The sequence below is a fragment of the Maribellus maritimus genome (assembly GCF_022267315.1).
Classification (GTDB): Bacteria; Bacteroidota; Bacteroidia; order Bacteroidales; family Prolixibacteraceae; genus Draconibacterium; species Draconibacterium maritimum.
Genome location: NZ_JAIKLE010000008.1, coordinates 186,589 through 211,293, shown reverse-complemented (window position 1 = coordinate 211,293; position 24,705 = coordinate 186,589). Strand labels below are relative to the sequence as shown.

The 24,705-nt window shown below is 38.0% G+C and carries 24 protein-coding genes; 10 read left to right on the top strand and 14 right to left on the bottom strand.

What is annotated here, in order from left to right; genetic code table 11:
• Nucleotides 1–207: 207 nt before the first annotated feature.
• The 3 genes from rocD to K5G00_RS09760 form a co-directional block, all read right to left on the bottom strand.
• Entirely contained in the window at nt 208–1,431 is a 1,224-nt protein-coding gene (gene rocD, locus K5G00_RS09770) for an ornithine--oxo-acid transaminase (protein WP_238765980.1), read from the bottom strand.
• Nucleotides 1,432–1,570: 139 nt separating this feature from the next.
• Nucleotides 1,571–3,625, bottom strand: coding sequence for a BatA domain-containing protein (locus tag K5G00_RS09765; protein WP_238765979.1), 2,055 nt, complete (start codon nt 3,623–3,625; stop codon nt 1,571–1,573).
• Between the two features lie 18 nt (nt 3,626–3,643).
• Nucleotides 3,644–4,621, bottom strand: a complete 978-nt coding sequence (locus tag K5G00_RS09760; RefSeq protein WP_238765978.1) for an isoaspartyl peptidase/L-asparaginase family protein — start codon at nt 4,619–4,621, stop codon at nt 3,644–3,646.
• Nucleotides 4,622–4,864: 243 nt separating this feature from the next.
• Here K5G00_RS09760 and K5G00_RS09755 point away from each other — a divergent pair, with 243 nt between their 5' ends.
• Nucleotides 4,865–5,743, top strand: a complete 879-nt coding sequence (locus tag K5G00_RS09755) for a MerR family transcriptional regulator (protein WP_238765977.1) — start codon at nt 4,865–4,867, stop codon at nt 5,741–5,743.
• A gap of 168 nt (nt 5,744–5,911) precedes the next feature.
• Here K5G00_RS09755 and K5G00_RS09750 read toward each other — a convergent pair whose 3' ends face one another.
• The 3 genes from K5G00_RS09750 to K5G00_RS09740 form a co-directional block, all read right to left on the bottom strand.
• The gene (locus K5G00_RS09750) at nt 5,912–7,369 is read right to left on the bottom strand and encodes an ATP-binding cassette domain-containing protein (RefSeq protein WP_238765976.1); all 1,458 of its coding nucleotides are present in this window, start codon (nt 7,367–7,369) and stop codon (nt 5,912–5,914) included.
• A gap of 160 nt (nt 7,370–7,529) precedes the next feature.
• Complete coding sequence (locus K5G00_RS09745) at nt 7,530–8,306, bottom strand: NIPSNAP family protein (protein ID WP_238765975.1); 777 nt, start codon at nt 8,304–8,306, stop codon at nt 7,530–7,532.
• 18 nt (nt 8,307–8,324) lie between these two features.
• Nucleotides 8,325–8,825, bottom strand: coding sequence for a hypothetical protein (locus K5G00_RS09740; protein ID WP_238765974.1), 501 nt, complete (start codon nt 8,823–8,825; stop codon nt 8,325–8,327).
• Between the two features lie 192 nt (nt 8,826–9,017).
• Here K5G00_RS09740 and K5G00_RS09735 point away from each other — a divergent pair, with 192 nt between their 5' ends.
• Nucleotides 9,018–9,605: a porin family protein gene (locus tag K5G00_RS09735; RefSeq protein WP_238765973.1), complete on the top strand. Its 588-nt coding sequence runs from the start codon at nt 9,018–9,020 to the stop codon at nt 9,603–9,605.
• A 53-nt stretch (nt 9,606–9,658) separates the two neighbouring features.
• On the opposite strand, the gene K5G00_RS09730 is transcribed toward K5G00_RS09735, so the two are convergent.
• From K5G00_RS09730 to K5G00_RS09715, 4 genes are all read right to left on the bottom strand, one after another.
• Nucleotides 9,659–10,831, bottom strand: a complete 1,173-nt coding sequence (locus tag K5G00_RS09730; protein ID WP_238765972.1) for a formylglycine-generating enzyme family protein — start codon at nt 10,829–10,831, stop codon at nt 9,659–9,661.
• The gene (locus tag K5G00_RS09725; protein ID WP_238765971.1) at nt 10,828–11,085 is read right to left on the bottom strand and encodes a transporter suffix domain-containing protein; all 258 of its coding nucleotides are present in this window, start codon (nt 11,083–11,085) and stop codon (nt 10,828–10,830) included. The genes K5G00_RS09730 and K5G00_RS09725 overlap by 4 nt, the downstream gene beginning before the upstream one ends.
• Nucleotides 11,086–11,159: 74 nt before the next feature.
• The gene (locus K5G00_RS09720; RefSeq protein WP_238765970.1) at nt 11,160–11,924 is read right to left on the bottom strand and encodes a ThuA domain-containing protein; all 765 of its coding nucleotides are present in this window, start codon (nt 11,922–11,924) and stop codon (nt 11,160–11,162) included.
• 59 nt (nt 11,925–11,983) lie between these two features.
• Nucleotides 11,984–12,619, bottom strand: coding sequence for a WbqC family protein (locus tag K5G00_RS09715; RefSeq protein WP_238765969.1), 636 nt, complete (start codon nt 12,617–12,619; stop codon nt 11,984–11,986).
• A gap of 210 nt (nt 12,620–12,829) precedes the next feature.
• Between K5G00_RS09715 and K5G00_RS09710 the strand changes: the two genes are divergently transcribed.
• Entirely contained in the window at nt 12,830–14,245 is a 1,416-nt protein-coding gene (locus tag K5G00_RS09710) for a glycoside hydrolase family 88/105 protein (protein WP_238765968.1), read from the top strand.
• A gap of 8 nt (nt 14,246–14,253) precedes the next feature.
• Nucleotides 14,254–15,441 carry a rhamnogalacturonan acetylesterase gene (locus K5G00_RS09705; protein WP_394800860.1) on the top strand — a complete coding sequence of 396 codons (1,188 nt, stop codon included), beginning with the start codon at nt 14,254–14,256 and terminating at the stop codon, nt 15,439–15,441.
• 7 nt (nt 15,442–15,448) lie between these two features.
• Here the strand turns inward: K5G00_RS09705 and K5G00_RS09700 are convergent, their stop codons facing one another.
• The 4 genes from K5G00_RS09700 to dapB all read right to left on the bottom strand — a co-directional run bounded on the left by K5G00_RS09700 (nt 15,449) and on the right by dapB (nt 19,693).
• Nucleotides 15,449–17,086, bottom strand: coding sequence for a CotH kinase family protein (locus K5G00_RS09700; RefSeq protein ID WP_238765966.1), 1,638 nt, complete (start codon nt 17,084–17,086; stop codon nt 15,449–15,451).
• 101 nt (nt 17,087–17,187) lie between these two features.
• Complete coding sequence (locus tag K5G00_RS09695) at nt 17,188–17,541, bottom strand: LapA family protein (RefSeq protein ID WP_238765965.1); 354 nt, start codon at nt 17,539–17,541, stop codon at nt 17,188–17,190.
• Between the two features lie 79 nt (nt 17,542–17,620).
• Nucleotides 17,621–18,958, bottom strand: a complete 1,338-nt coding sequence (gene lepB / locus K5G00_RS09690; RefSeq protein WP_238765964.1) for a signal peptidase I — start codon at nt 18,956–18,958, stop codon at nt 17,621–17,623.
• An 18-nt stretch (nt 18,959–18,976) separates the two neighbouring features.
• Nucleotides 18,977–19,693, bottom strand: coding sequence for a 4-hydroxy-tetrahydrodipicolinate reductase (dapB, locus tag K5G00_RS09685; RefSeq protein ID WP_238765963.1), 717 nt, complete (start codon nt 19,691–19,693; stop codon nt 18,977–18,979).
• 561 nt (nt 19,694–20,254) lie between these two features.
• On the opposite strand from dapB, the gene K5G00_RS09680 reads away from it, so the two are divergent.
• The 6 genes from K5G00_RS09680 to K5G00_RS09655 all read left to right on the top strand — a co-directional run bounded on the left by K5G00_RS09680 (nt 20,255) and on the right by K5G00_RS09655 (nt 24,655).
• Nucleotides 20,255–21,313, top strand: coding sequence for a branched-chain amino acid aminotransferase (locus K5G00_RS09680; protein WP_238765962.1), 1,059 nt, complete (start codon nt 20,255–20,257; stop codon nt 21,311–21,313).
• A gap of 195 nt (nt 21,314–21,508) precedes the next feature.
• Nucleotides 21,509–21,997 (top strand): hypothetical protein, encoded by a 489-nt coding sequence (locus tag K5G00_RS09675; protein WP_238765961.1) that lies wholly within the window; start codon nt 21,509–21,511, stop codon nt 21,995–21,997.
• A gap of 7 nt (nt 21,998–22,004) precedes the next feature.
• Nucleotides 22,005–22,232: a hypothetical protein gene (locus tag K5G00_RS09670; protein WP_238765960.1), complete on the top strand. Its 228-nt coding sequence runs from the start codon at nt 22,005–22,007 to the stop codon at nt 22,230–22,232.
• A 42-nt stretch (nt 22,233–22,274) separates the two neighbouring features.
• Nucleotides 22,275–22,784 (top strand): hypothetical protein, encoded by a 510-nt coding sequence (locus tag K5G00_RS09665; RefSeq protein ID WP_238765959.1) that lies wholly within the window; start codon nt 22,275–22,277, stop codon nt 22,782–22,784.
• Nucleotides 22,785–22,940: 156 nt separating this feature from the next.
• Nucleotides 22,941–23,882 (top strand): nitrilase family protein, encoded by a 942-nt coding sequence (locus tag K5G00_RS09660; RefSeq protein WP_238765958.1) that lies wholly within the window; start codon nt 22,941–22,943, stop codon nt 23,880–23,882.
• A 323-nt stretch (nt 23,883–24,205) separates the two neighbouring features.
• Complete coding sequence (locus K5G00_RS09655) at nt 24,206–24,655, top strand: hypothetical protein (RefSeq protein WP_238765957.1); 450 nt, start codon at nt 24,206–24,208, stop codon at nt 24,653–24,655.
• Nucleotides 24,656–24,705 lie beyond the last annotated feature (50 nt).

Below are 24,705 nucleotides of genomic sequence, written 5' to 3'. Positions count from 1 at the left end.
TAAATCAGTTCTTAGTCATATTTGAAAAAAGGGTCCAGCTATAAATAGCTAAACCCTCGGTATTTTTAATTTACACACTTTGTGAAACAGTGTCTCAAAAAATAACCGCACTGCTTCTGTGCGGTTATTTTTTTGTCTTTGTCTTACTGAATCTGGTTTCTTTGCTAATTAATCAGTTTCTAAAATAAGTTCAGAATGACGTGGATTTTATATTCCAAATTCTTTAAAAGTTTCTTTTATGATACCGATGGCGTCCATTAGTTGTTCTTCAGTAATAACCAATGGCGGAGTAAAACGGATAATATGCTCGTGTGTAGGTTTGGCAATCAGTCCGTTTTCTTTTAACCCAAGGCACACATCCCAGGCTGTTTTTCCATTGGTTGGTCTAATTGCCACAGCATTCAATAATCCTTTTCCGCGCACCATCTCAATCAGCGGCGAGTTAATTGCTTTCATTTCTGCTCTGAATATTTCTCCCAGTCGTTCCGCATTTTCAGCCAGTTTTTCATCCTGCAGCACATCAAGCGCAGTCATGGCAACTTTTGCAGCAACCGGGTTTCCTCCGTAGGTACTTCCGTGTTCGCCCGGTTTGATGGTCAGCATAATTTCGTCATCGGCCAGCACACAGGAAACCGGATACATTCCTCCTGAAAGTGCTTTTCCCAGCACCAGAATGTCAGGGCGTACATCTTCATGATTACAGGCCAGCATTTTTCCCGTACGTGCCAATCCTGTCTGAACTTCGTCGGCCACAAACAGTACGTTGTATTTTTTACATAGCTCGGCAGCTTTTTGCAGATAACCGTCTTCCGGAACATAAACACCTGCTTCGGCTTGTATGGGTTCCACTAAAAAACCTGCAACATTTGGGTCTTGCAATTCCTTTTCGAGACGCTCAATATCGTTATAAGGTATATTTACAAATCCGGGAGTGTAGGGACCGTAGTGGTTGTATGCATCCGGATCTGATGACATGGAAATAATGGTAATCGTACGCCCGTGGAAATTACCATCGCAAACTACAATTTTAGCTTCGTTTGCCGGGACTCCTTTTACTTTGTAAGCCCATTTGCGAACCAGTTTTAGCGCGGTTTCATCGGCCTCCGCACCTGAGTTCATTGGAAGCATTTTATCGTAGCCAAACAGTTGCGTCATGTACTCTTCCCATTCGCCTAAAACATTGTTGTAAAATGCTCTCGATGTAAGTGCGAGTGTTTTTGACTGTTCAATCAGGGCCTCCGTAATTTTCGGATGACAATGCCCTTGGTTTACTGCCGAGTATGCGGCCAGAAAATCGTAATATTTTTTACCTTCCACATCCCATACAAAAACACCTTCTCCCCGGGCTAAAACCACTGGCAGCGGATGATAATTGTGGGCACCAAATTTGTCTTCCTTTTTAATAAAATCCTGTGAAGTTAATGCTGTCATGTCTTTTGTTTTATTTTTTACAGAATTACTATTTTCGTTCTCATTTTCAAAACATCCTGTGGTGTTAAAAAGCACTGAAACGGCTATGTTTTATCATTTTTTGTTCTTTATGAAATGTTGAAACTACAGGTGTTTGATTTTATTTCCAGAATCGTATTATTAAAATCTCGGCAGCAATAAAAAACAGAGCCAGTAAAATGCACCATTTCCATAATTGTTTGCCATTCTGAACTTCATCAAAAATATCAGAAAAATTACTTGTAACATCTTTAACAACGCTTGTGTTTAAACCACTTGTTTCCGATAGGTTTTCCAGTTCGTTTGGTGTAAAATACCTCAAATCAGATTCGTTGCGATTATAATTAAACGCAATGGTTGAAATGGTTTCTCCATCGTTTTGAATCAAATAGTGACCGGCATTGCTGATCAAATCATTAAAATCAATTCGGGTACCCACACTGGTTACTTTTTTTTCCGGGATAAATTTTTCGCCTGAATCCCGGTTTTCAATTTCGATGGTTGAGTTGAGATCAATTTTTTTATTTCGCGGAATATTGTAGGAGTTGTTTTCTCCGATTGTGTAAGAAATCGCCTGGTCGGGCATGCTGTTCAGAACGATATTGTAAATGGTGGGTACAAACAGCGCATCGCGGGCAAAAGCGTCGTTTAAACTGTTTAAAGGAAAACCAAATACCCACAATTTTCCATTCTCCACCGGTTCTGAAAAAAGAGCATTGTCTCCGTTGGGGAACCAAAGTAAACGGGTTGCAGCGCTACGTATATTTTCTTCAAATTTCAGATGCCCGTCAATTTCCGGGAAAATGGCGTTTTCCTCTCTTTTTTGAAATACATTTTCATAGAATTTATTGTCAAAGTCAATCCCTGATATTTTTTGAGTCGTAGTATCTTTTCCTGTAATCAATTTGCTGTTAAACCGCGATAACAGATCGTTATTCGTATTCAGAGCGTCGAGTCCGGGAAATAACACAACCGAAACACCATTCCTTGTCACTGTTGTCAGTTCGTTCATAAAACCGCTTGTAAAATTATCGAGGTTAATCAGGAAAATGGCATTGTATTCCGGCAGCCGACTCATTTGCATATTTTGCACATTCATCTCGTCAAGCTGCACGTAATCATCGTCATTAAACAACGCAGTAATATAATTTAATCCTTCCTGTGACTTTATGTCGTCACTGTATATGGCCAGTGCTTTGAGCTCTGGTTCTACATAATAGCTTAAAAACCAGTTGTTGTCGTAGGTAAACGGATAGTCGGTAATTTCAACTTTCCCTCGCTGCGCCCCTGCTGAGTTGTTGGTGAAAATCAAACTGGTTGTAATTTCATTTTGTGCAGCAACTGAGAAGTTGGTTATCGACTTTACTGAGTCATTCAGAAAGATTCTTAATGGGAGATTTTGATAATCCTGGTTTGAACTGTTTTTAATTTTGACATAAATGGTCTCTTCCTGATTTAAGCGGTGAGCAGGAATTTCAACCCAGCAGGAATCGATATATAGATTCGCCACTTCGTTAGGAACCAGCGGAAGAAAATAACTAAAAATATTTTCATCTCTGAAGTTCTCAACATCGGTAATACTCCGCTGGAAATCGGAAATAAAATACAAATTTTTGTCGCTGTTTTCATTGTCGTCCTGGCTTTGATTCGAAAAGCGGTTATAAATCTGTGAAAGTGGGACAAGATTAGGCGATGAATGAATGCCTGAAACTTCCCGGATAAATTGTTCACGGTTAAAAATGTGTTGGTGTTTCGGTTCCAAATCGTTGGTAAATAATCTGAATTTTGTTCCGGGCGGGTAAGCAAGGACGATTTCAAGAGCTTTGTTTCTTGCTACTTCCAGCAATTGTCCCTGCTCCGAAAGTGCGTTCATACTAAACGAATTGTCTACATAAACTGCTACCAGCTGGCTCGTTTGCCTTTTTACCTCCTGGTTATTCGGAATGTAGGGTTGTGCAAATGCAAATACAAGGAAAACAATAGTGAGAATTCGCGCCAGTAAAATAAGCAGTTGTTTTATTTTTGACTTTTTCTGCGATTCTTTTTTTACATTTTTTAGAAAGCCAACATTACTAAAATATACTGTTTTGTATCGCCTGAAACTAAACAGGTGAATGATAATGGGAATGGCAACGGCCAGCAGTGAAAATAAGAATGTTGGGAAAAGAAAGTTCATACCCGTTTAATCGTTTTTTTAGTCCCTGAAAATTGCAATTTCTTTTTCACCCGACGACTTTATATAGCCACGAAACATTCCTTCGGTGTTAAATTCCATCGCAATGTTTCCTTTGGCATCCAAAGCAATAACACCGCCGGTTCCCTGAAGTTCAGATAACTTTTTGATTTCTTCGCGGCAGGCTTTGTCCACGCTCAATTTTTTATATTCCATCAGTGCTGAAATATCACGTGCAAAGGCGAGTCGGATATAATATTCACCATGCCCTGTACAGGAAATCGCACATGTTTTGTTGTTGGCATAGGTTCCGGCACCAATAACTGGTGAATCTCCAATGCGGCCATATTTTTTGTTTGTCATTCCGCCGGTTGAGGTTCCGGCACAAATATTTCCGTAGATATCAAGAACAGCGCAGCCAACGGTTCCGTGGTTGTCATTCTCCGAACGTTCGCGTTCGCGTTTTTGCAATTGTTCCAATGACTTGTACCGTGATTCAGTGTAAAAATACTTGTTGTCAACCATTTCCAAACCTTGTTTCTTTGCAAACTCTGAGGCACCTTTTCCACTCAAAAAAACATGCACCGAATTGTTCATCACTTCGCGTGCTGCCAGAATTGGATTTTTTATATCCTGAACACCCGCAACTGCACCGGCGTTTAAAGTTGCACCGTCCATAATCGAGGCGTCGAGTTCATTTTTCCCTTCCGAAGTAAAAACGGCACCTTTTCCGGCATTAAATAGAGGTGAGTTTTCCATTATCTGAATAACTTCAACAACCACATCCTGCGCTGCTTTTCCTTCCTTCAAAAGTTGTTCTCCTAAGTTTAGTGCCTCTTCCAGTTTCTCGAAGTATTTTTTTTGTGCTTCATCATTGCCTTTTAAACTCCCCATTACACCTGCTCCGCCATGAATAACAATGGCATATTTTTCCTGTGAAAAAATGGTTGTGTTTATACATAATGAAAGGACTAAAATTAAAAACTTGTATGTTTTCATCGGTATTTTCTTTTGAGTATACAAAAATGAAATAATATGTTGAAATGGAGATAAAATAATTAAAATTCTTTTTAACCGCCCCCTTTAAGTTTCAACTTCTATCTAGGTGTTTTTCTTTTTAAAATGTACACAATAGAACTATAAATATTAGTTTTGTTTATATTTTATTTATAAAACTTTAAACAAAAAAGGTTTTAGTGTGTTTGAACGGTAAATTTCAGCTTACATAAAAAGACAGGAAAAATGAATACATCGGGCTATTCGATAAAAGATTTGGAAGTTCTTTCGGGAATAAAAGCGCACACAATCCGGATCTGGGAAAAGCGATACAATTTACTGGAGCCGGAGCGTACAGATACAAATATCAGGTATTATTCCGATGAAGATTTACGGAAAATACTAAATGTTTCGATGCTGGTGCGAAATGGTTACAAGATATCGAAAGTTGCCGGCTGGAATAATGAGCAGGTAAAAAGTACAGTGTTGCAGGTGGCAGAAGTAAAAATTTCGGAATCGGATTACATCGACCAACTGATAATCTACATGTTGAATTTTGACAATCGCGGCTTCGTAAAATTAACAAATGAAATCATCCAGACGCTTGGATTTGAAGAAGCCGTTGTAAAAGTCTTTTTTAATCTTTTTATGAGGATTGGGACCTACTGGCAGGTAGGAACAATTTTCCCCGCACAGGAACATTTTGTATCCCAGATAATTAGGCAAAAGTTAATTGTAGAGATTGACCGCCTTGAAGGTAATTACACTAAAGATGCTACTATTTTACTCTATCTTCCTGAAAATGAGCTTCACGAATTAAGCCTTCTTTTTTATTATTACTTTGCCAAACAAATCGGTTACAATACCATTTATTTAGGGCAATCAGTTCCTTTTGATGACCTGAGTAAAATTGCCGGGCAAATGGAAATTGATTATGTTTTTACGGCTTTTATCAATTCAATTCCAAAAGAAGAGATGGAAGACTACCTTGAAAGGTTAAAACAGCCTTTTGCAAAACAAAAGATATTTATCACGGGAGGTCAGGTTAATAATCATAATCCGAAATTACCGCGCAATATTAAAGTGGTAAAAAACTATCAGGAATTCAGACGTTTTATTCGCTAAAAGTTTATCATATTGATAAAAGAGTATTGTTTTGAGAACGTAGATCGTGCTGAGCGGTCATTCTGAAAACAAATATTTAGTTTTGACAATTTTTTTTGCTTGCTACGGCCACGTCAGTTTTAGAGATTTTATTTATTGCAGAAAACTTTCGGATTGAATTCTTTCTTTTTAGTTTTTGCTTTTTAACTCCAGAAATTTGTCAACACACAACGGAATCTCATCGCGGTAATGAGTGACAAAAATTAATGTTTTACCAGGTTGTTTACAAAATGAATCAATAACCGCTGTACATTTTTGTTTGTTTTTTTCATCGAGCCCGTTAAAGGGTTCGTCAAGAATAAGCAGAGCCGGATTTTTTACCAGTGCGCGGGCAAACAAAATCATTTGTTGTTCTCCAGATGAAATTTCCCCCAGATTACGATGGGCTAACTCGCTTAAAGAAAGCTCCTCCAATACATGAAGTGCTGCCTGCTCCTGTTTTTTACTACATTTTTGGTAAAGACCGATGCTGTCATAAAATCCGGATTCGACGATTTTTATACACTGTACATTCTTAGGATAATAGAGCGCCATTTCAAACGAGATATATCCGATGTGTTTTTTGATGTCCCAGATACTTTCGCCGCTTCCGCGTTTCCGGTCAAACAGTGCCAGCTTCTTTGCATAAGCTTGCGGGTTATCGGCAAAAATATAACTCAGCAATGTTGACTTTCCCGACCCGTTCGGCCCAAGCAAAGCCCATTTCTCACCAACTTTTATTTCCCAGTTAATATCGGAGTTAATGTGAACATCACCATAGGAAATCTCAATATCATCCATTTGTACAACCTGCTCATATTTTGGGGATTTTGTCTGCGGAATTTTTTCCCAGTTTATGTGGGGCGTTTTTTCAGGCGGGAATTGATTTTTGCTGCCCGGTTTAAAATCTTCGATTTTTTGAGTGTTGATAATTCCCTCTGTATTTATCTCCAGAATATTTGTGGTACAGGCTGGCATTTTTTCAACCGACGGGACCAGAAAAATCAACTGGATACCATTTTTCTTTAGAAGGGGGAAAACTGTGTTGATTTGATTTCGTGCATTTTTGTCAAGCCCGATAAACGGATTTTCAAAAATTATCATCCGTGGCTTTTCAGAAAGAATTTTTGCAATAACCAGTTTACGCTGTTCGCCGTTTGATAAGCTAATTATCCTTCGATCCAGAAGATTGCCAATGCCCAGCATTTCAACTGCTTCTTTTGTTTCCACTTTATTTAAGTCAAAAAGCTCAGATACAAATGGCGCCAAATCGGCATCCTGGCTGTTAAATCGTTGCTGATAATATCTTCCTCTAAAATTGGTGACAGCGTTTATGGTTTCAAAACTAATATGACTGATGTATTTGCCCGGCCACAAAAAATCATCCTTGTTATTTCTTTTTATTTCTTTAAAATAATGGTAATCAATATTTCCTTCTTTAATCCTTTTTTTACCCGACAAAATATTGGTGAGCAAAGATTTTCCACTTCCGTTGTTTCCAAGAACTGTCCATGTTTCACCGGTGTTGATTTCCCAGTTTACGGGCGATGAAAAAGAATTCTCAGTATGAAGTGGCAAAACTTTCTGTAGTGAAATAAAAGGTTTCATTTAAAATACTGTTTTAATCTTGATTTTGCTCAAAAGTAGTCAGGAATCAGAAAGGAGAAGTATAATTGAAAGTTAAGTTTGATAAAGTTAACAATGAATCTATGGTTGATGTATTTCTGTAAAAATAAAAAAGGGAGCAATTACCCCCTTTAATATTTTATTATAACTGGCTAAAATCAGCCGGTATCAGAAATTTCTTTTTCACTTTGCTTACTGTATTGGCGTATTCCGGTTTGTTCTTCATGGTGTTCCATTCCGGAGATCCTGAGAACTTTGCCCAGTTTGCAGTTCTTTCGTCCATGTCTTTAAACCAGAGCATGTAAGTAAGAGCAGGCATGTACTGTCCGGCTATTAACTGACCAAAAAAAACAGGGTGAAGTCCAACTTTTTCAAACAGAGGTAACTCTTCATCGTTAAACATTTTTACTTTTCGGATTCCGGCGTCCTCGTTGTAACTTTCATAGGTTCTAAGTTCAAGAAGTCCACGGCTGCTGTCAGGCTGTTTTATCCTTGGAATAGCATCAAATGCTTCCATTAAAAATGTTTCGTAACGCACAAAAATCGGGTTGTCGGCCGGCAACTGACTGTATTCTTTTGCCGCTTCTAAAAAAGCAGCATCTGATTTCATTGACTGCACGGCTTCATAATAGTCCATCGGGCTTTTGTGAGCATGCAAAATATACATCACCGGCGGATCTTCCAAACTATATTCGTTAAAAGCACCAACCTTGGCACCGCGTTTATTTAAAAAAGGAATTACGGCGTCGGTGTAGTATTTTTTTAACTGGTTTCTCGCACCTCCGCCAGTTAGCTGAAATACTTTTAGTTCGTAAAAATCTTTTTCCTCTCCTAAAATTGGCGTGGCGTTTACACTTGTTGCAGTAAAAGTAGCTCCGGCAGCCAGAGCCGAGCTTTTAAGAAACGATCTTCTTTTCATATTTTATTGATTTAGGTTTTAGTCTTCAATTACGGTTAATCCGGGATAAAGAGAAAGCCTTTTAAAGGCATCCGTATTGATTTCCAGCATTTCATCGTCTTCCTCTTCCGGAGTGTTGCTAAAATACACATTATAATCTGCATTTACCGGTACGAGCATCGTACATTTTTGGTGTGGCGGGATACGGATATCCATAAAGTCACAAAAATTTTGTTCATCCCAGTATACATCAGTGAGCATATTCACATAGATGGTGTCCTTTGTTGGGTTTATCAGTTTTAGCTTTTTAAATTCCTGTCCTTCCGGGTAAAATCCAGCGTCAACTTCTAATGTTGCCATTACAAATAATGAGGCAATCATCAAACCTATGTCGCCAAATACATTTCCCGAGCGGTGTTTTTTCAGCTCTTTTTGGCGTTCACTGCTTTCCGTATCAAAAAAATACTTCTGCGATGTACATGAAGTAAAAAGAACAAGGAAAGATAAAATAATAGAAACTGATTTTAGTTTTCTGGTCATTGTGGCTTATTTTTGGTTTTAAAAATACAAATATTTGGAAAGAGTGGTTCTTATATTTCTTGAAATGTTTGTCCGCTTTACATGGAAGGAAATGACAAATTAAATTAGTGGTACAAGTTTTGATTTTCTCTTTACCGAAGAACTTGAATACTTAAAAGATAATAATGTCGTTTATAATAAAAATTACAAGTCATGAAAAAATTAACAGTTTTAAGTTTATTATTACTTTTTGTTATTTCGGTTTCTGCTCAACCTATTTTTAATTTGGGATTGAAAGCAGGACTAAATAATTCGAAGCTTACTTTTAAAAAGAGTGAAATTAATTCTGAAACGATTACCAAGTATCATATTGGTGCTTTTGGGCGTGTTGGTGCCGGAAAGATTTTTGTTCAGCCGGAAGCATATTTTAGTGCAAAAGGCGGGGAATTGGAAGGCGGCAACGTATTTGATGTAGCTTCAGAGTTTGATTTTAATACCGTAGATGTCCCTTTGCTGCTTGGAATTAAAGTAATTGATGGTGAAAAAGCAAATGTGCGTTTGATGGGAGGTCCGGTCTTTAGTTTTTTAACCTCTAAAGATGTAGACGGCGACGAGCTTTGGGATCCTGAATATTACAAAGATCAGTATATCGGCCTACAGTATGGTATTGGAGCTGATATTTTTGGCTTCACGCTGGATTTCCGTATGGAAAACAGTTCGAATATGTATAAACATATGGATTCCGATTTGAATGCAAAAAATCAGACATTTATGATTTCAGTGGGATACAAGATATTCTGAAAATAGCTTGAAAGACAATTTTGAAAAAACACTTTCGCTTGCGGAGGTGTTTTTTATTTGACCGAAACAACACATCTGAATCCCAAATGCGACATTCCTGAATCTTCTGTACTTTTCATCCGGGCGGCAGCACGATATCCCGAGCAATAAGAGTCGTTACACAAAAAAGAACCTCCTCTGATAACTCTTTTTTTAGCATTGGGCTCCATCGGATCATAGCTTGTTTTTGGCCCGTCCGGATTATTGGCAACTTTCCCGGCATCAAAAGTTTTGTAGTACTCATGATGGTACAAATCGTGGCACCATTCCCATACATTTCCAGCCATGTCGTACAAGCCAAAATCGTTAGGCTGGTATTGTTTTACGGGAGCGAGGTTTTCAAAGCCGTCAAATTGTGTGTTTAAAACCGGGAACTCACCATCCCAGCTGTTGGCTTTTGGTGTTCCTTCCGAAACCAATTCAAAACCCCAGGTATATACATAGTCATCGTGACCACCACGGGCTGCATATTCCCATTCGGCCTCGGTGGGCAATCGTTTGCCGGCCCATCTTGCATAAGCATTTGCATCTTCCCAGCTCACGTGAACAACAGGGTAGTTCTCAAGACCCTTCAAGTTGCTATCCGGACCATGTGGATGTTTCCAGTCTGCACCTTTAATCCAGCTCCACCAGTTGGAAACATCATTTAAGTTTACCCTGTGGCCCGGAGGTGTAAAAACCAAAGAAGCAGCTTTTAACTGCTCATCATCCGGTTTGGGAGTTCCGGGCGGAAGTTGTTTTTTCATTTTTCCCCAGTCGATATTTTTTTCTGCCGTAGTAATGTATCCTGTTTCATCCACAAATTGTTTAAACTGTGCATTTGTAACCGGGTGAGGATCCATAAAGAATGATGAAATTTTTACCGGATGAACAGGATATTCGTCCTCCCGGGCAAAGCGTGCATCACGCGCTCCCATGTTAAATTCTCCTCCGGGAATAAACAACATTCCTTCAAGATTGGGATTTTTTTCAATTATTGAATCAATATTGATTTGAGATTCCGCCATTGTATTTGGAAGAGAAAATCTGTCGGGAACATTTATACAACAGTCTTCAATACTATCTGCCGAATTTGTTTCCACAGACAATTGATTATTTTTTTCAGTTTTTGAATTATTTTTCTTTTGTCCGCAAAATTGAAATAGTAAAAGTACAGATAACGCCAAAAACAAAAATTTGCCTTTCATTTTGTTGTTGTTTTAGTTTTGAACCAGTTTTTGGGATTCAATTGTTTTTTGTATTTGGCAAATAATTCTTTTCCAACCAATAATCCTCCGCTCCAAAACACAACTTCCATTAGCACTATACTTGTGGTTGAAAGTATAACTTTTGTTTTTGTTGGTAATTTAAATAAGGGGATAATAAAAGTGGCTCCGAAAAATGCTCCGGAGAATATCATCAGGAAAATTCCAAGTTTAATTTGCCAGTTTTTTTTCTTCATGTTGAATGAAAACTTCTGTCATTCAAAACCAATAAACCGGCAAATTGTTTTTTTGACCAACGATTTTGGTTGTGTTAGTCGATTCGTTTGGCAGCCCAATTTACTGCATTTGTAATATGTTCAATAATTTTTTTATCCTGGAAGGCTTCATGCGTATGCCCAAAACCGGTATAAAATGAACGAACACCATTATTCTCCTGCCACCAGATAATCGGGTGGTCTCCCATTTTCCAGTCGTTGTTATTTGATTTTTTGATTGTACTTTCATCCAAGGTGGCAAGCACATGTACATTTTCTCTTGGATTTTCTTTAAACGAATACCATTCATCAAACGTGGTGTACGATTTTATTCCACTAAATGGTAACATTGCCGGGTGGTTGTTATTTTCAAAATTAATTGTTGCTTCCTGTGCCGGCGGATGTGTTTTAAAATATGCGCCAATCAGATTGCCGTAATACAACCAATCATGTTCGCAATCAGCGGCAGCGTGAATACCGACAAATCCTTTTCCCTTATCCATAAATTTTTTGAAAGCATCCTGTGCCTGTTCACTAAGTGCATCTCCCGAAGGATTCAAAAACACAATCACATCAAAATCTTTTAAAACCGGATCGCTTAACAATCCGGCATTTTCAGTGGCAGTGATAACCCAGTTTTGTGATTTGCTCTGGTCAACCAGCATTTTTAAACCAGATGAGATAGATTCATGCCGGAAACCTTCAGTTTTTGAAAACACAAGAATATGTGCTGCGTTCTCAAATTTCTGCTGGTTTTCCTGAGCGCACGAGAGTAAAGTAACAAAAAGTAAAACTGAGGGGAAGAACAAAATCTTTTTCATACCAATGTAAGGTTTGGATTATGTCACCCAAGTTAAACAAAAAGTTCCAACCAATAAAGCTATACCCAACTTTCTTCCAGAACAGTGAAACTGTTAGGCCCCTCATTAAAAAGTAAATCTATAATGCTAAGGTTGGGAGAAAAATCAAATTTTTCAGAAAATACCTGTGTGTATTTTTGCGGTTGGAACCTTACATCGAGTCGCTTGTTTTTGGGTGAAATTATTTCCCGGTAGTTCAACGCTGTTTCGGGAACACTTTCAAAATCGCTAGTCAAAACAGTTTCATTTTCAATGTCCAGAAGTTCACGAAGTGTTTCATGGACTTTCATATTTAACTCAAGCAGGTATTTTTCTTTTTTTTCAAAAAACGGGAAAATATCATCTTTGAAAAATTCAAAAAAGGGAGAGGAGTTGTAAGCCGAAAAGATAGTTCGCCAGTGGTTTCGTTGCCAGTCAACATCGTAAGAAATTTTTAAATCTTTTATCAGTGTTTTTGGCCCGCGGCCTTTTACTACTGGAATAACAAGTGGAATCGGACCATTCGCACCTAAAATAACACACCGGTTCCTGTAGGTTTGTTTGGTGAAATTTTCAAATCGTTCGATATAAACTAGCGGATATTTTAAACACATTGAATAATATTGAACCGGGGCGAAGTAGGCTGTGCTTAATAGTATGGCGTTATTGTCCTGCATGTATTAATTGTTTAAATGGCGAAAGTAATATTTAATCGACTAATTTCCCGTGGCTTGCTATTGGAATTATCAATTTTAGAGATTTGTTTTTTGCTTTTAAAGAGGGGCGTAGTTTGTTAATTTCTAATAGTTTTTTGGAATAAGTGTACAATTGTATTTTTATATTTTTGTATCATTGTTCTGATTTAAGTCAAGATTTAAACCTTTGTTATGAAAAATCAAACTAAACTGATTATTATTTTTGTTGCCCTTTTTATTTTGTCAAATTCCACGTTTTCTCAAAAGATTAATGACTCAAATACTCCGCTGCATTTGCTTCAGCCGGATTATGATACGCCCTACGGGAAGCCCGAAGTTGAAAAAATAGTTGAGGTATTAGACCGTATTTACAACTATCTGAATGAGAATACGCCAATGGAACTCATCGAGAAAGCTTCTAAAGTTAAAATTACCGATTTTTCCAAAATTGATGAAAATACAATTTTTCAACCCGGCGATTTTCGATTAATCAGTTATGAGTGGGGGGTTACTTATGCAGGTATGCTGTTGGCTACCGAAACCTCAGGGGATTTAAAATACGCAGGATATACAAAAGAGCGGCTGGAGTTTATCGCAAAGTTGCGACCTTATTTTGCGGAACTATACAAAAAGAATCCGGAAGTCCGCACTGCATTACATTCCGTCCTGTATCCGCATGCGCTTGATGATGCCGGAGCAATGTGTGCAGCGATGATAAAAACACAACAGCCCGATTGGGAAGCGGATTTGGATCCAATGATAAAAAATTATGTGGACTACATCATGAATAAACAATTTCGCCTCGAAGATGGAACATTGGCTCGTAACCGACCACAACCCAATACCCTGTGGCTCGATGATTTGTTTATGAGTATTCCGGCGCTGGCACAAATGGGGAAATACTCGGGCGATTCAAAATACTTCGATGAAGCGGCGCATCAGGTTTTGCTTTTTGCCAAACGTATGTTTAATTACGAAAAAGGTTTGTTTATGCACGGCTGGGTGCAGGATATGGAAGAACATCCACAGTTTCACTGGGCACGGGCTAATGGTTGGGCAGTAATGACCCTGGTGGAACTACTCGAAGTGTTGCCGGAAAATCATGCGGAATACCCGAAAATTCTGGATTTATTACAACGACATATCCGCGGTTTGTGCAATTACCAATCAGGAAAGGGATTCTGGCATCAGTTAATCGACCGAAATGACTCCTATTTGGAAACATCGGCAACAGCCATTTATACCTATTCTATTGCACGCGCCATTAACCGGGGCTACATTGATGCCAAAGTTTACGGGCCAAAAATTTGTCTGGCATGGAATGCCGTTACAACCCAAGTGAATAAAATAGGTCAGGTGGAAGGAACCTGTGTGGGAACAGGAATGGGATTTGACCCCGCCTTTTATTATTACCGCCCGGTAAATGTGTATGCAGCGCATGGTTACGGACCGGTTTTGCTGGCCGGTGCTGAAATGATTCAGCTTGTAAAAACGCACAAAATTGAAATTAACGACAGCGCCATTATGTTTTATTCCGAAAAAAAAAAGCCCGTGAGTGGAGGTTTGACTTTGGAAACGGAACTGAAAAAGAAGGATACCAAAAAGTAAATTCCAATATATTGTATACAGATGCACGGGGATTTGGATTTACAAACACTTCGGCTATTGTTGATAAACAAAGTTCGGACGATGCACTTACCGGCGATTTTATCACATCGGATCAGCCCATTTATTTTAATGTTAAAGTGCCGGAAGGACGGTATGAGGTTACACTTACACTGGGCGCTTCAAATGATGGTTCAGCGACGACGGTAAAAGCAGAATCCCGCCGCTTAATGTTGGAGGATATTCATACTACGGCAGGAGAAGTTGTAAAAAAAACGTTCTTGCTTGATGTTCGTTCTCCGCAAATTAGTGCTACTGAAAGAATAAAACGAAAGCCCCGGGAAATGGTTTTTAATAACTGGGACAACAAGTTGAACCTGGAATTTAATGGCAGGAAGCCTTGTGTCTCATCGGTCAGTATAACAGAAATGGAAGATGTGCCGGTAATTTTTCTGGCCGGAAATTCAACTGTAACTGATCAGGAATACGAACCGTGGGCTTCGTGGGGACAGATGCTTCCGCGGTTTTTAAAACCCGAAATTGTGGTCGCTAATTTTGCCGAATCAGGGGAGACTTTGCGGAGTTTTAAAGCTGAAAATCGTTTGACAAAGATTTTAAGCGAGATGAATGTAGGGGATTATTTGTTTATTGAATTTGCCCACAATGATCAGAAACCGGGTGGTGCGCATGTAGAACCATTTACCACCTACAAAGATGAGCTCAAATATTTTATAAACGGAGCAAGAGAAAAAGGCGGAAAGCCTGTGTTGGTAACGTCCATGCACCGACGTAATTTTGACGAAAACGGCAAAATTATAAATACTCTTGACCAATACCCTGAAGCGATGCGGCAAACTGCAAAAGAGGAAAACGTACCACTTATCGATTTGAATGGCATGAGCAAAGAATTTTATGAAGCTTTGGGACCGGAGGACTCAAAAAAGGCATTTGTACATTACCCGGCGGGAACTTTTCCTGCACAGGAAAAGCCGCTGGCTGACAACACACATTTTAATCCGTATGGAGCTTACCAGCTGGCAAAATGTATTGTTCAGGGAATAAAAGAGCAGCAAATAGATTTGGTAAAATTCCTGATTGATGATTTGCCTGTATATGATCCTGCAAAACCCGATAATTTTGCTGATTTTTACTGGCCTCAAAGTTTGCCGGCATCAACTGTAAAACCGGAAGGCAGCTAGTTGTATGCTATTTTAGAATCACCTTTTGAGTGGATGTTTTTCCGTCAACTCCTTTTATTTTCAATATATAAACTCCCTTGGATAAAGCAGAAGCATTTATTTGGAACGACTTATTAAATACAGAAGGGGATGTATAAATTTGTCTTCCGGTAAAATCGAAAAGTTGCATTTGTTTGATAAGGTCTTTTGCCAATATATTTATTTCAGAAGTGGCAGGATTGGGATAAACCATAAATGTTTCGCCCAAAGCCAGTTCAACAGGTGGTTCCCCGTTGCAATCTCCCAGCATGTTGTTGTCGAGCCAGTTGAGCCGCAAAGTGATCCAGCGTTTCAGTTTTTCAACTTCACCTTCAAATGTTTGCGGCTGCTCATCCACCTCGGGAGCCCCAACATTTATTCCCAGTATCTGGTATTTCCCGAAATGCCGGAGCTGCGCATTTTTTACCACGTTGTATAATGAATCGACCATTCCCAGAATATTTTCGTTGCTCAGCACCGTTTCACGCAAGTGGAAATACCGGCAGTTGGTTTTCTGTCTGAAATAAAAGTCATCAAATAGCTGAATCATCCAACCTGGTGATTTTACCCATGGATTACAATCATTTATTTTGTATGACCATCCGGAGCCATTAGTAGCTTTAAAAATGAAACACTCGTTGATATTTTTCCACGCCCAGTCAAAATCCCACACCGGTCCGGCAGCGATCTTCCCATTTTTATCTTTGTGAAAATAGCGGCTCTTTTTAAAACCATCATTATTTCGCGAGATTTCACTCACAATAAAATAATCGATAAAACTTTCTTCATCGATAAAATTGGGATAGCCTTTTTGCAGATTTTTAAAATCTGGCCCGTACAAAGCTGTCTCAAAAGAAGTGACATAATTTTTTATATAATCTTTTTGCTGAAAACTCAGTTCCTCCCAATCGGGGTCGTGGTAAACAAAATGAACTTCAAACGCCGGATGGTCGATGGGAGAGTAGGGCGATTTCCAACTGTCGTTTTCATTCCAGTAGTCAATTTTAAAAATATAGCCACCTGTCACTTCATCTCCGGCATTATCACTGGGTTTTAATTTGGCAATATCGACACGGTTTTTATCCTGTTTTATTTTTTCGGTAAGTACATAAATTCCTTCGTAGGTGTTGTTGATGATGACGTCAACCAGTTTGGCCCGGGGAGCATAATGCCCGCTCAGTTCAAAAAGTTTATAGCCAAGAATGTTTCGCATAAAGGATTTGTCATTATAGTTCGATAGTAAAATCCAGTCGTTTTCTTCGGGAAGGCCCAGGATAGAAACATTCAGGTTTTCTCCGTTTTCATCGCGCGTTTCGAATAAAAAAGGACGCTGAGGATAATATTGGGAACTGCTTCCCCTGACTTCAATTCCAATCCGGCCATTATAACCGGTTGGGGCGTCCGTTGCCCGGTTTATTCCGTTGGCATTTGAAATAATTTTTAGCGTGGCTGTTATTTTGGGCTCATCAACGATTTCCTGGCCGTTGGTATTAATAATGATGAGGGGTAAGTCGGTTGAGAAATCAGTATTTTGAGCTTTGATTTTTAGAGAATTGAAGAAAATAAGATAAATAAAAAAGGATACTGATATAGAAGAAAAAAATCTCATTTCAGGTTTAGTTTGCATTTTAGTTTTCAGCATCATTTCGATGCCCGGACGCAAATGTATAAATTCATTCGGAATTTATTTTATTGAAAGTCGTATTTGAGAATAGAAAATAAGAGTGTTTAATCTTTAAAAAAAGAATCATCGTCGTCGTCGTCATCCAGTTCAATTCCCTCCGGATCGATTTCCTCTTCGGCCACTTTTCTTTTTTTCTGGTTCATTTCGTGCAGCTCTTTGAGTTCAGAATTAAACTTGATGAGTTTGTTGTATTCCTTTTTTAATTTCCAGATTTTGGGATAAAAATAAATAATGGCTAAAATGTATCCGATTACGATACATCCGATCAATACCAAAACAAGGGGCGCCTCTTTTATTTCCCAAAAGAAAACATTGATGGTGATTTCCAAGGAATTTTGCAAAGTAAAAATTACCAGAAGAACAGCCAAAATAAGTAGAATAATGATTATAGCCTGCATTTTTCTTTTTATTTGTGAATATAAAAAAAGGACAATAGTTTCCTATCATCCTTTAAACGAATAATTTATATTTTTTATTTTATTTTATCGTTTGGAACATCCTTCTTATACGGATATTTTTGGGAAAACCTTTGTCTTTATCCAATGACAGCCATATAAATTTGGCTTTTCCTACCACATGATCTTCCGGAACAAAACCCCAGAAACGTGAGTCGGCAGAATTATCGCGGTTGTCACCCATCATCCAGTAATAATCCATTTTAAAGGTATAGCTGTCTGCTGCTTCTCCATTGATTAGTATTTGTCCGCCATTTACTTCCAAATCGTTGTTTTCGTATACATCGATAATTCTTTGGTATAAAGGCAGATTGTCGGTGGTGAGCGAGATTGTCGCTCCTCTTGCCGGGATCGTCAGCGGCCCGTAATTATCCCGGTTCCAGGGATAATTTTCATCCGACGGGAAAGCGTTTCTGTCCCAGTCGCCGGGTTCTTCAACGATTTTTGTAACCGAAGTGATATTGTTAAACTCCTTTAGTTTGTTTACATTTTCTTCGGTAAGCGGGAAGATATATCCAGTTCCTGAAACTGTCCGGTCGTCGTTGGCAATGTGCAGTTGATCCAGTCTTTTTGAATTTATTGATGTTCCGTTGGTTTTTACCACATAATCATACTGCATTCCTTCGTAATGTTTTTGTGGTTCGCCGTTTACAAAAAGTTGCGAGTTTACTACTTTTATCTCATCGCCCGGAATTCCTACACAGCGTTTAATGTAATTTTCGCATTTGTCAACCGGATGAGCGATAATTTCGCCAAAGTTACGTGTGTCACTCCAAACACGTTCCCGGCCATATTCCCGAATAAGTTGATAATAACTTGCTGTAGGAATGTTGGTGGCTACCGTGTCCCCCTCCGGGAAATGGAAAACCACTACATCGTTGTTTTTTATGTCCCCAAATCCTTTTAAACGTTTGTATGGACGTTTAATCCATTCCACATACGATTTTGTATGGTGCGTAAGTGGCAGTTTGTTATGAACAAAGGGAAAGGAGAGCGGTGTATTGGGTGTTTTGGGCCCGTAAGCCGTTTTGCTTACAAAAAGGTAATCGCCCACCAGCAAAGACTTCTCCATCGATGAAGTAGGAATGGTGTATGCTTCAATAAAAAACATACGGATAAAAGTTGCTGCAATAACTGCAAAAATAATGGCATCAACCCATTCAACAAATTTGGTTTGTTTCCCGTTGGGCGGATTTTTCTTTTTCCAGAATGCCCAATGTACTTTTTCTGTAATATAAATATCGAAAATTATGGCTAGCCCGATAAACCACCAGTAACTGCCTAGCCATAGTACCCACAGGCTGTACAACAAGCCAACGGAAATAAATTTAAACCATTTATTTGATAATAAATTCCTCATTATATCTATTATAAATTTTTAAATATTCAGTAAATCTTTCATGGTAAGAATACCCTTGTTATCCTTGCAGTATTCGGCTGCCAAAACAGCACCAAAAGCTAAACCACTCCTGCTTTTTACGCTGTGTGTAATTTCAATAAAATCTACTTCCGATTCGTATTTTACCGAATGAATTCCTGGTACTTCTCCACGGCGTTCCGATTTTATATTGAATTCATTTTGGGCAGGTGAAGTATCATTCACCCAGGCATTTTTATGCGAAATCTTTTCCAGAATGTCTTCCGCCAGACTAATGGCAGTACCACTTGGTGCATCCAGCTTATGTATGTGATGAACCTCGGTCATTTCAACGTCATAGTTTGGGTAGGGAGCAATAAGTTCAGCCAGTTTTTTATTTAATTCGAAAAACAGGTTTACTCCAATCGAGAAATTGCTTGCGTAAAAAAATGTACCGTTTGTTTCGCTGCATTTATTGTAAACTTCTTCTTTGTTACCAAGCCAGCCGGTTGTACCGCTTACCACCGGAGTTCCGGCTTCAAAACAGGTATAGTAGTTTTTTACAGCCGATGCAGGGATGGTAAACTCAATGGCTACATCACATTTTTTTAAATTTTCGGGTGTTAAGTCCTGAGGATTATCGATGTCAATTTTTAAACCTATCTCATGTCCCCGGGAAACAGCGATTTTTTCAATTTCTTTCCCCATTTTCCCGTAACCGATTAAAGCAATTTTCATATTAATTTATCTGCTTAATTTTAAAATAAGTGACAAAGATAAAATATTACGCTAATGTAGCCAGTATGATTTAAAAGTAATACATATTTCGACCAATGATTTATGAACGCGGACAAAACAGTGTTTTGCCCCGTTTTTGTGAATGAGGTTTTGGGGAGGGTTCTTTTTTTCGAAAGGTAATCATTCCTTTTTGATCATTTTTAGTATCAATTGTCGAGCACTGCTTTCCATTGGGGCTCTGGATGATGCGGCAGTATCCGAAGATAAAAGGAGACAAGAGATTTATTCCCCGATTTATAAATATAAACATATATCAGAGTATAGCTAAATATCACAATACATAGATGCAGTTGTCGTTCAATTCATAAACACTGTACATTTTAAAGGTTACAACTGGAATCTGCCAAAGACGATATACCGGAGGATATTAAAAATAATTAGAAAGAAAATTAGCCTCAAAAGAATAAAATATTTTAATTTCAACGGCTTGATTTTACTCTTTTTGGATACACTAGCTAAGCTGCGAGTTGAGAAAATCGTTGTACAATAAAAAAGTTAATAATGAATATAGTTTTTACAAAGGCTAATAGAGAAAGGCCGAAGCCCGATTTTAAAAATTTGGGCTTTGGAAAATATTTTGCTGAATATATGTTCGAAATGGATTATTCGAAAAATGGTTGGGAAAATCCGCAAATTAAGCCTTACGATAAAATTTGTATTGAACCATCAACCATGGTTTTTCATTACGGTCAATCAGTATTCGAAGGATTAAAAGCATATTTTTCCGACAACGATGAGATTTTGCTTTTCAGACCGGAGAAAAACATTAAACGTTTAAACAAGTCGAGTGAACGTTTATGTATACCGGCACTGGATGAAAAGTTTGCACTGAAAGCCATTGTTGAACTTGTAAAAGCGAATAAAGACTGGATTCCAAAAGAAACAGGAAGTAGTTTATACATCCGCCCTTTTATTTTTGCCATGGATGCAAGTGTGGGAGTAAGATCAGCAGAAAGGTATAAGTTTATGATTATTGCTTCACCGGTTGGTGCATATTATCCCGAAGGTTTTAACCCTGTAAAGATATTTGTAGAACAAAAATATGTTAGAGCTGTTCGCGGAGGAATTGGTGAAGCAAAAACGGCAGGAAATTATGCTGCCAGTATAAAAGCTCAGACTGAAGCAAAAAAGAAAGGTTGTGCTCAAGTTTTATGGTTGGATGGCGTGGAGCAAAAGTACATCGAAGAAGTAGGAACGATGAATGTGTTCTTTAAAATAAACGACGAGATTTTAACTCCTGAACTTAATGGAAGCATTCTTGATGGAATCACAAGAGACTCAATAATTCAACTGTTGAGAAAGAATGGACTTAAGGTAACAGAAAAACGAATATCTATAGATGAAATATTTAAAGCACTTTTAAACGGACAGCTTGAAGAAGTTTTTGGGACCGGAACAGCAGCAATTATTTCGCCCGTTGGAGAAATAAGTTTTAATGGAACCGATTTTAAAATTAATGAAGGAAAAGTTGGTGGCGTTTCTTTACAACTATTTGATACTTTGACTGGTATTCAGCAGGGAAAAATAAATGATGAATTTGGATGGACCTTAAAAGTATGAAGAGAAAAGAAGGATAAGAGATGATAAACCAATGCAAATAAAAGGGTAATCGCAGTGTAATTGTATGATAAAAGTATTACAATTTGAACCTTGGATGCAATAAATATCGCAATACGCTTACCAGTGCTCAACGGATTGTCTGAAAACCTGATTGTTTGAAAGAATGATTTGGATGGCTGACTTCAAAAAAATAAGATGAAAAGGTTAATTTCTTACACTGTAAGTTCACTACTTCTGGCTTTCGTTTTGCTCATCATGAAAAAAACGAATGATTTGCCACAAGACTTGTATCAATTATCTGATGCTGTGTTTTTAGAAAAAGTCGATTATTTTTCAAACTATAAACTGTTAAGAAAATCAAACGGTGATTACGAGACTATAGATGTTTCAATTACGTTAATCAATAAAATTGCCGATTTAATTATTTATTATTCAAATTCAACAAAAGAATATTGTATAATAACCGGTGATGCAGAAGTTCAAGGTTTTAAGGATATGGAATCAATAAGTAATCAATATCATTTAGGTAAAATATCACTATTGCCGCCAAGGAAGTTTATAGAGGAATATAAAAAGTACGATCTTTTAAAAACTATTCGGGAGATTACGTTAATTCTAATTGTTCTTTTTATAATATTAATATTTAAAGAGGTAATCGTAAAACTAAAGTCAAAAAACGGATAATCCGATAATGAATAAAATGAAAAAATGGACAATAAGGCTATCTGCGACAGGCATTTTGCTTTTTACAATGTTGGCAGGAATCGTGCTGAATCCTGCTTTGCTTTATGCCAGCCAGATAAAAATCTGGAATTACATTGTTTATCACAACACACAGATTGATAAAAGTTTTTTTCACCAAATAGAGGGAGCAACAATGATGCTTAAAGAAAGTGAGTTATTTGATTCAGTATTTTAAATTGCTCTCTGTTTAAACGATGGTTCTTTTTATCCCATTCTTTTGGGAAAAATTCAGGGAAAGGCATTTGCCCGGGGATTTTACAACAAGGTAGTGTTTCAGGGTAGTGCAGATTATCAAAGTAACCGTGTTGAATTAAACGGATACAATTGGAACCAGGAACAGCTTCTGGCTCACGAAGCAGTCCATTGCTATCAAAACAACAAATTTGGTTTTTGGAAATCAAACCCAATTGCAAATATTCCGGATTGGAAATGGGAAGGGTATCCGGAATATATTTCAAGTCAAAATACAGACCAGATCGATTTATATGAAAACATTTATCAATTTTTGAAAGTAGACCCGGAAAAGGCTTGGGCTATAAAATTTTCTGACGGTACAGTTTCACCTGTAAACTATTATTCGGATTGGCTTATGGTTCAATATTGTATTGATGTTAAAGGATTTTCATACGCTGAATTATTGAATAACCAGACAGGAAAAGGAGAAATGACACAGTGGTTTGACGACGAGCAGAAAAAGCGGGATTACAATGAAGCCTATACCCGTTAGCGCATCCTTTTTGACATTTCAGTATTTAGGATTTTGGGAACAGACATACTGAAAGCGTTTTTAAAAGACATATCTGGAGAGACTGAATTTTTGGGAATTTAAATATAATTTTTACATATACGCAGATATTCATAGTTACAACGAAAAAGAACAAAAATGAAAGTAGCAGTAGCCCAGTTTCAACCGAAAGACGGAGATAAAACATACAATTTGTCGGTAATTCGTAAGCTTGCAGAAAAGGCAAAATCTAAAGGAGCGGATGTGGTTAGTTTTCACGAAATGTCAATTACGGCCTACACTTTTACCAAAGATTTAAGCCTGGAACAGATAACTGACCTGGCGGAGGAAGTGCCAAACGGAAAAAGTACCGGAGAATTAATAACGATTTCCAGAGAATTGGACATTCCGGTTTTGGCGGGGTTGGTGGAAAAATCGGGTAATAAAATATACAACACCTATATCTGTGTTACAGGAGAAGGATTGGTCGCAAAATATAGAAAAATACATCCGTTTATCAGCAAGCACATGTCGGCCGGAAACGAATATTGCGTGTTCGACCTACTTGGTTGGAAATGCGGAATTTTAATTTGTTATGACAATAATGTCATAGAAAATGTTCGGGCAACAAGCCTCCTGGGAGCGGAATTAATTTTTGCCCCCCACGTTACGGGTTGTACACCATCCGCAATGCCACACCGGGGTTATGTTGAAGATAAATATTGGCAGAACCGGGAAAACGATCCTGTTTCATTACGAATGGAATTTGACGGGCCTAAAGGCAGACGCTGGCTAATGCGTTGGCTGCCCGCCAGAGCTTACGATAACGGAGTGTATTATGCGTTTACAAACCCGATTGGTTATGACGGCGAACATCTGAAAAATGGCAATTCGATGATCATAGATCCATTTGGCGAAGTTTTAACCGAAATAAAATCCTTTGAAGACGACATTACGATTTCAAAAATTACAAAAGAAAAGATTGAACTTTCGGGAGGTTGGAGATATAAAAATGCCCGGCGCCCCGAACTGTACAGGGAGATCGTTGGCCGAAACCACGATTCGGACACAACTCCGGTATGGATGAAGAAAAAAAAATGACCGCTTCGTCAGCAGTGTGCAATGGCAGATCTGGCTGCATTTTCACTAATATCTACAATGATTATTACATCAAACGTTACTTTTTCTAATCAGGTAGCATTTGCTCACCCATTTGCATACACCTCCGTTATTTAGACCTCTTCCAAACTTCATTTTCTTATTGTTAAATTCCCTCCGTTCGCATAATTTTAATCCTCCAAAACCCGGCCGCTAATGTAAAAGATTCGAAGTGCAGAAATGCCGCCCCAGGTTTTCAGACAACAGATAGTGGTTTTCCGGATTGTAAACGCTTATAAATGCAGTACAGATAGGGGTAATTTTAAATGAATATCAAGGAGCAGACATATTTTTTAATTGCAGACAGAATTTTAGGGAAATCTGACTCTAAGATTTATGTTGACTGGGCAGTTGACATGATTCAAAACGGGTATGATACAGAAAACATCTTAATTCTTGCCGGGCTTGATAACTCAGATACAGAGGAACGAGAAAAGTATTTTCGGGAATCACTGGACGATTTAAAAATTGACTATCCTGACAACGAAAAGGAGTTGAGAAGTTTTTACTCGAACAGTTTGGCAAACAAAGTTGTTACAGGAAAAATTTCTCCGCAAATTGGACTTAGGAAAATGACAGAATTGGTTTATGCAAATAATTATTCCGGAGAATTTTTAGCTTTTGCGGATTTAGACGAAGATATTGATTATGTGAAGTATTCCGGTCAACCACTCTTTAATTCCGGACTAACTAAAAAAATATTGACGAGTTTATAATCAATGAATTCAAATTATTTCTCGAGACAAGAGAATTGAAAGACGAAGAT

What these genes read in the sequence shown, in the direction of transcription:
- rocD (WP_238765980.1), bottom strand. Translation starts at nt 1,431, where the DNA reads ATGACAGCATTAACTTCACAGGATTTTATTAAAAAGGAAGACAAATTT.
- K5G00_RS09765 (WP_238765979.1), bottom strand. Translation starts at nt 3,625, where the DNA reads ATGAACTTTCTTTTCCCAACATTCTTATTTTCACTGCTGGCCGTTGCC.
- K5G00_RS09760 (WP_238765978.1), bottom strand. Translation starts at nt 4,621, where the DNA reads ATGAAAACATACAAGTTTTTAATTTTAGTCCTTTCATTATGTATAAAC.
- K5G00_RS09755 (WP_238765977.1), top strand. Translation starts at nt 4,865, where the DNA reads ATGAATACATCGGGCTATTCGATAAAAGATTTGGAAGTTCTTTCGGGA.
- K5G00_RS09750 (WP_238765976.1), bottom strand. Translation starts at nt 7,369, where the DNA reads ATGAAACCTTTTATTTCACTACAGAAAGTTTTGCCACTTCATACTGAG.
- K5G00_RS09745 (WP_238765975.1), bottom strand. Translation starts at nt 8,306, where the DNA reads ATGAAAAGAAGATCGTTTCTTAAAAGCTCGGCTCTGGCTGCCGGAGCT.
- K5G00_RS09740 (WP_238765974.1), bottom strand. Translation starts at nt 8,825, where the DNA reads ATGACCAGAAAACTAAAATCAGTTTCTATTATTTTATCTTTCCTTGTT.
- K5G00_RS09735 (WP_238765973.1), top strand. Translation starts at nt 9,018, where the DNA reads ATGAAAAAATTAACAGTTTTAAGTTTATTATTACTTTTTGTTATTTCG.
- K5G00_RS09730 (WP_238765972.1), bottom strand. Translation starts at nt 10,831, where the DNA reads ATGAAAGGCAAATTTTTGTTTTTGGCGTTATCTGTACTTTTACTATTT.
- K5G00_RS09725 (WP_238765971.1), bottom strand. Translation starts at nt 11,085, where the DNA reads ATGAAGAAAAAAAACTGGCAAATTAAACTTGGAATTTTCCTGATGATA.
- K5G00_RS09720 (WP_238765970.1), bottom strand. Translation starts at nt 11,924, where the DNA reads ATGAAAAAGATTTTGTTCTTCCCCTCAGTTTTACTTTTTGTTACTTTA.
- K5G00_RS09715 (WP_238765969.1), bottom strand. Translation starts at nt 12,619, where the DNA reads ATGCAGGACAATAACGCCATACTATTAAGCACAGCCTACTTCGCCCCG.
- K5G00_RS09710 (WP_238765968.1), top strand. Translation starts at nt 12,830, where the DNA reads ATGAAAAATCAAACTAAACTGATTATTATTTTTGTTGCCCTTTTTATT.
- K5G00_RS09700 (WP_238765966.1), bottom strand. Translation starts at nt 17,086, where the DNA reads ATGCAAACTAAACCTGAAATGAGATTTTTTTCTTCTATATCAGTATCC.
- K5G00_RS09695 (WP_238765965.1), bottom strand. Translation starts at nt 17,541, where the DNA reads ATGCAGGCTATAATCATTATTCTACTTATTTTGGCTGTTCTTCTGGTA.
- lepB (WP_238765964.1), bottom strand. Translation starts at nt 18,958, where the DNA reads ATGAGGAATTTATTATCAAATAAATGGTTTAAATTTATTTCCGTTGGC.
- dapB (WP_238765963.1), bottom strand. Translation starts at nt 19,693, where the DNA reads ATGAAAATTGCTTTAATCGGTTACGGGAAAATGGGGAAAGAAATTGAA.
- K5G00_RS09680 (WP_238765962.1), top strand. Translation starts at nt 20,255, where the DNA reads ATGAATATAGTTTTTACAAAGGCTAATAGAGAAAGGCCGAAGCCCGAT.
- K5G00_RS09675 (WP_238765961.1), top strand. Translation starts at nt 21,509, where the DNA reads ATGAAAAGGTTAATTTCTTACACTGTAAGTTCACTACTTCTGGCTTTC.
- K5G00_RS09670 (WP_238765960.1), top strand. Translation starts at nt 22,005, where the DNA reads ATGAATAAAATGAAAAAATGGACAATAAGGCTATCTGCGACAGGCATT.
- K5G00_RS09660 (WP_238765958.1), top strand. Translation starts at nt 22,941, where the DNA reads ATGAAAGTAGCAGTAGCCCAGTTTCAACCGAAAGACGGAGATAAAACA.
- K5G00_RS09655 (WP_238765957.1), top strand. Translation starts at nt 24,206, where the DNA reads ATGAATATCAAGGAGCAGACATATTTTTTAATTGCAGACAGAATTTTA.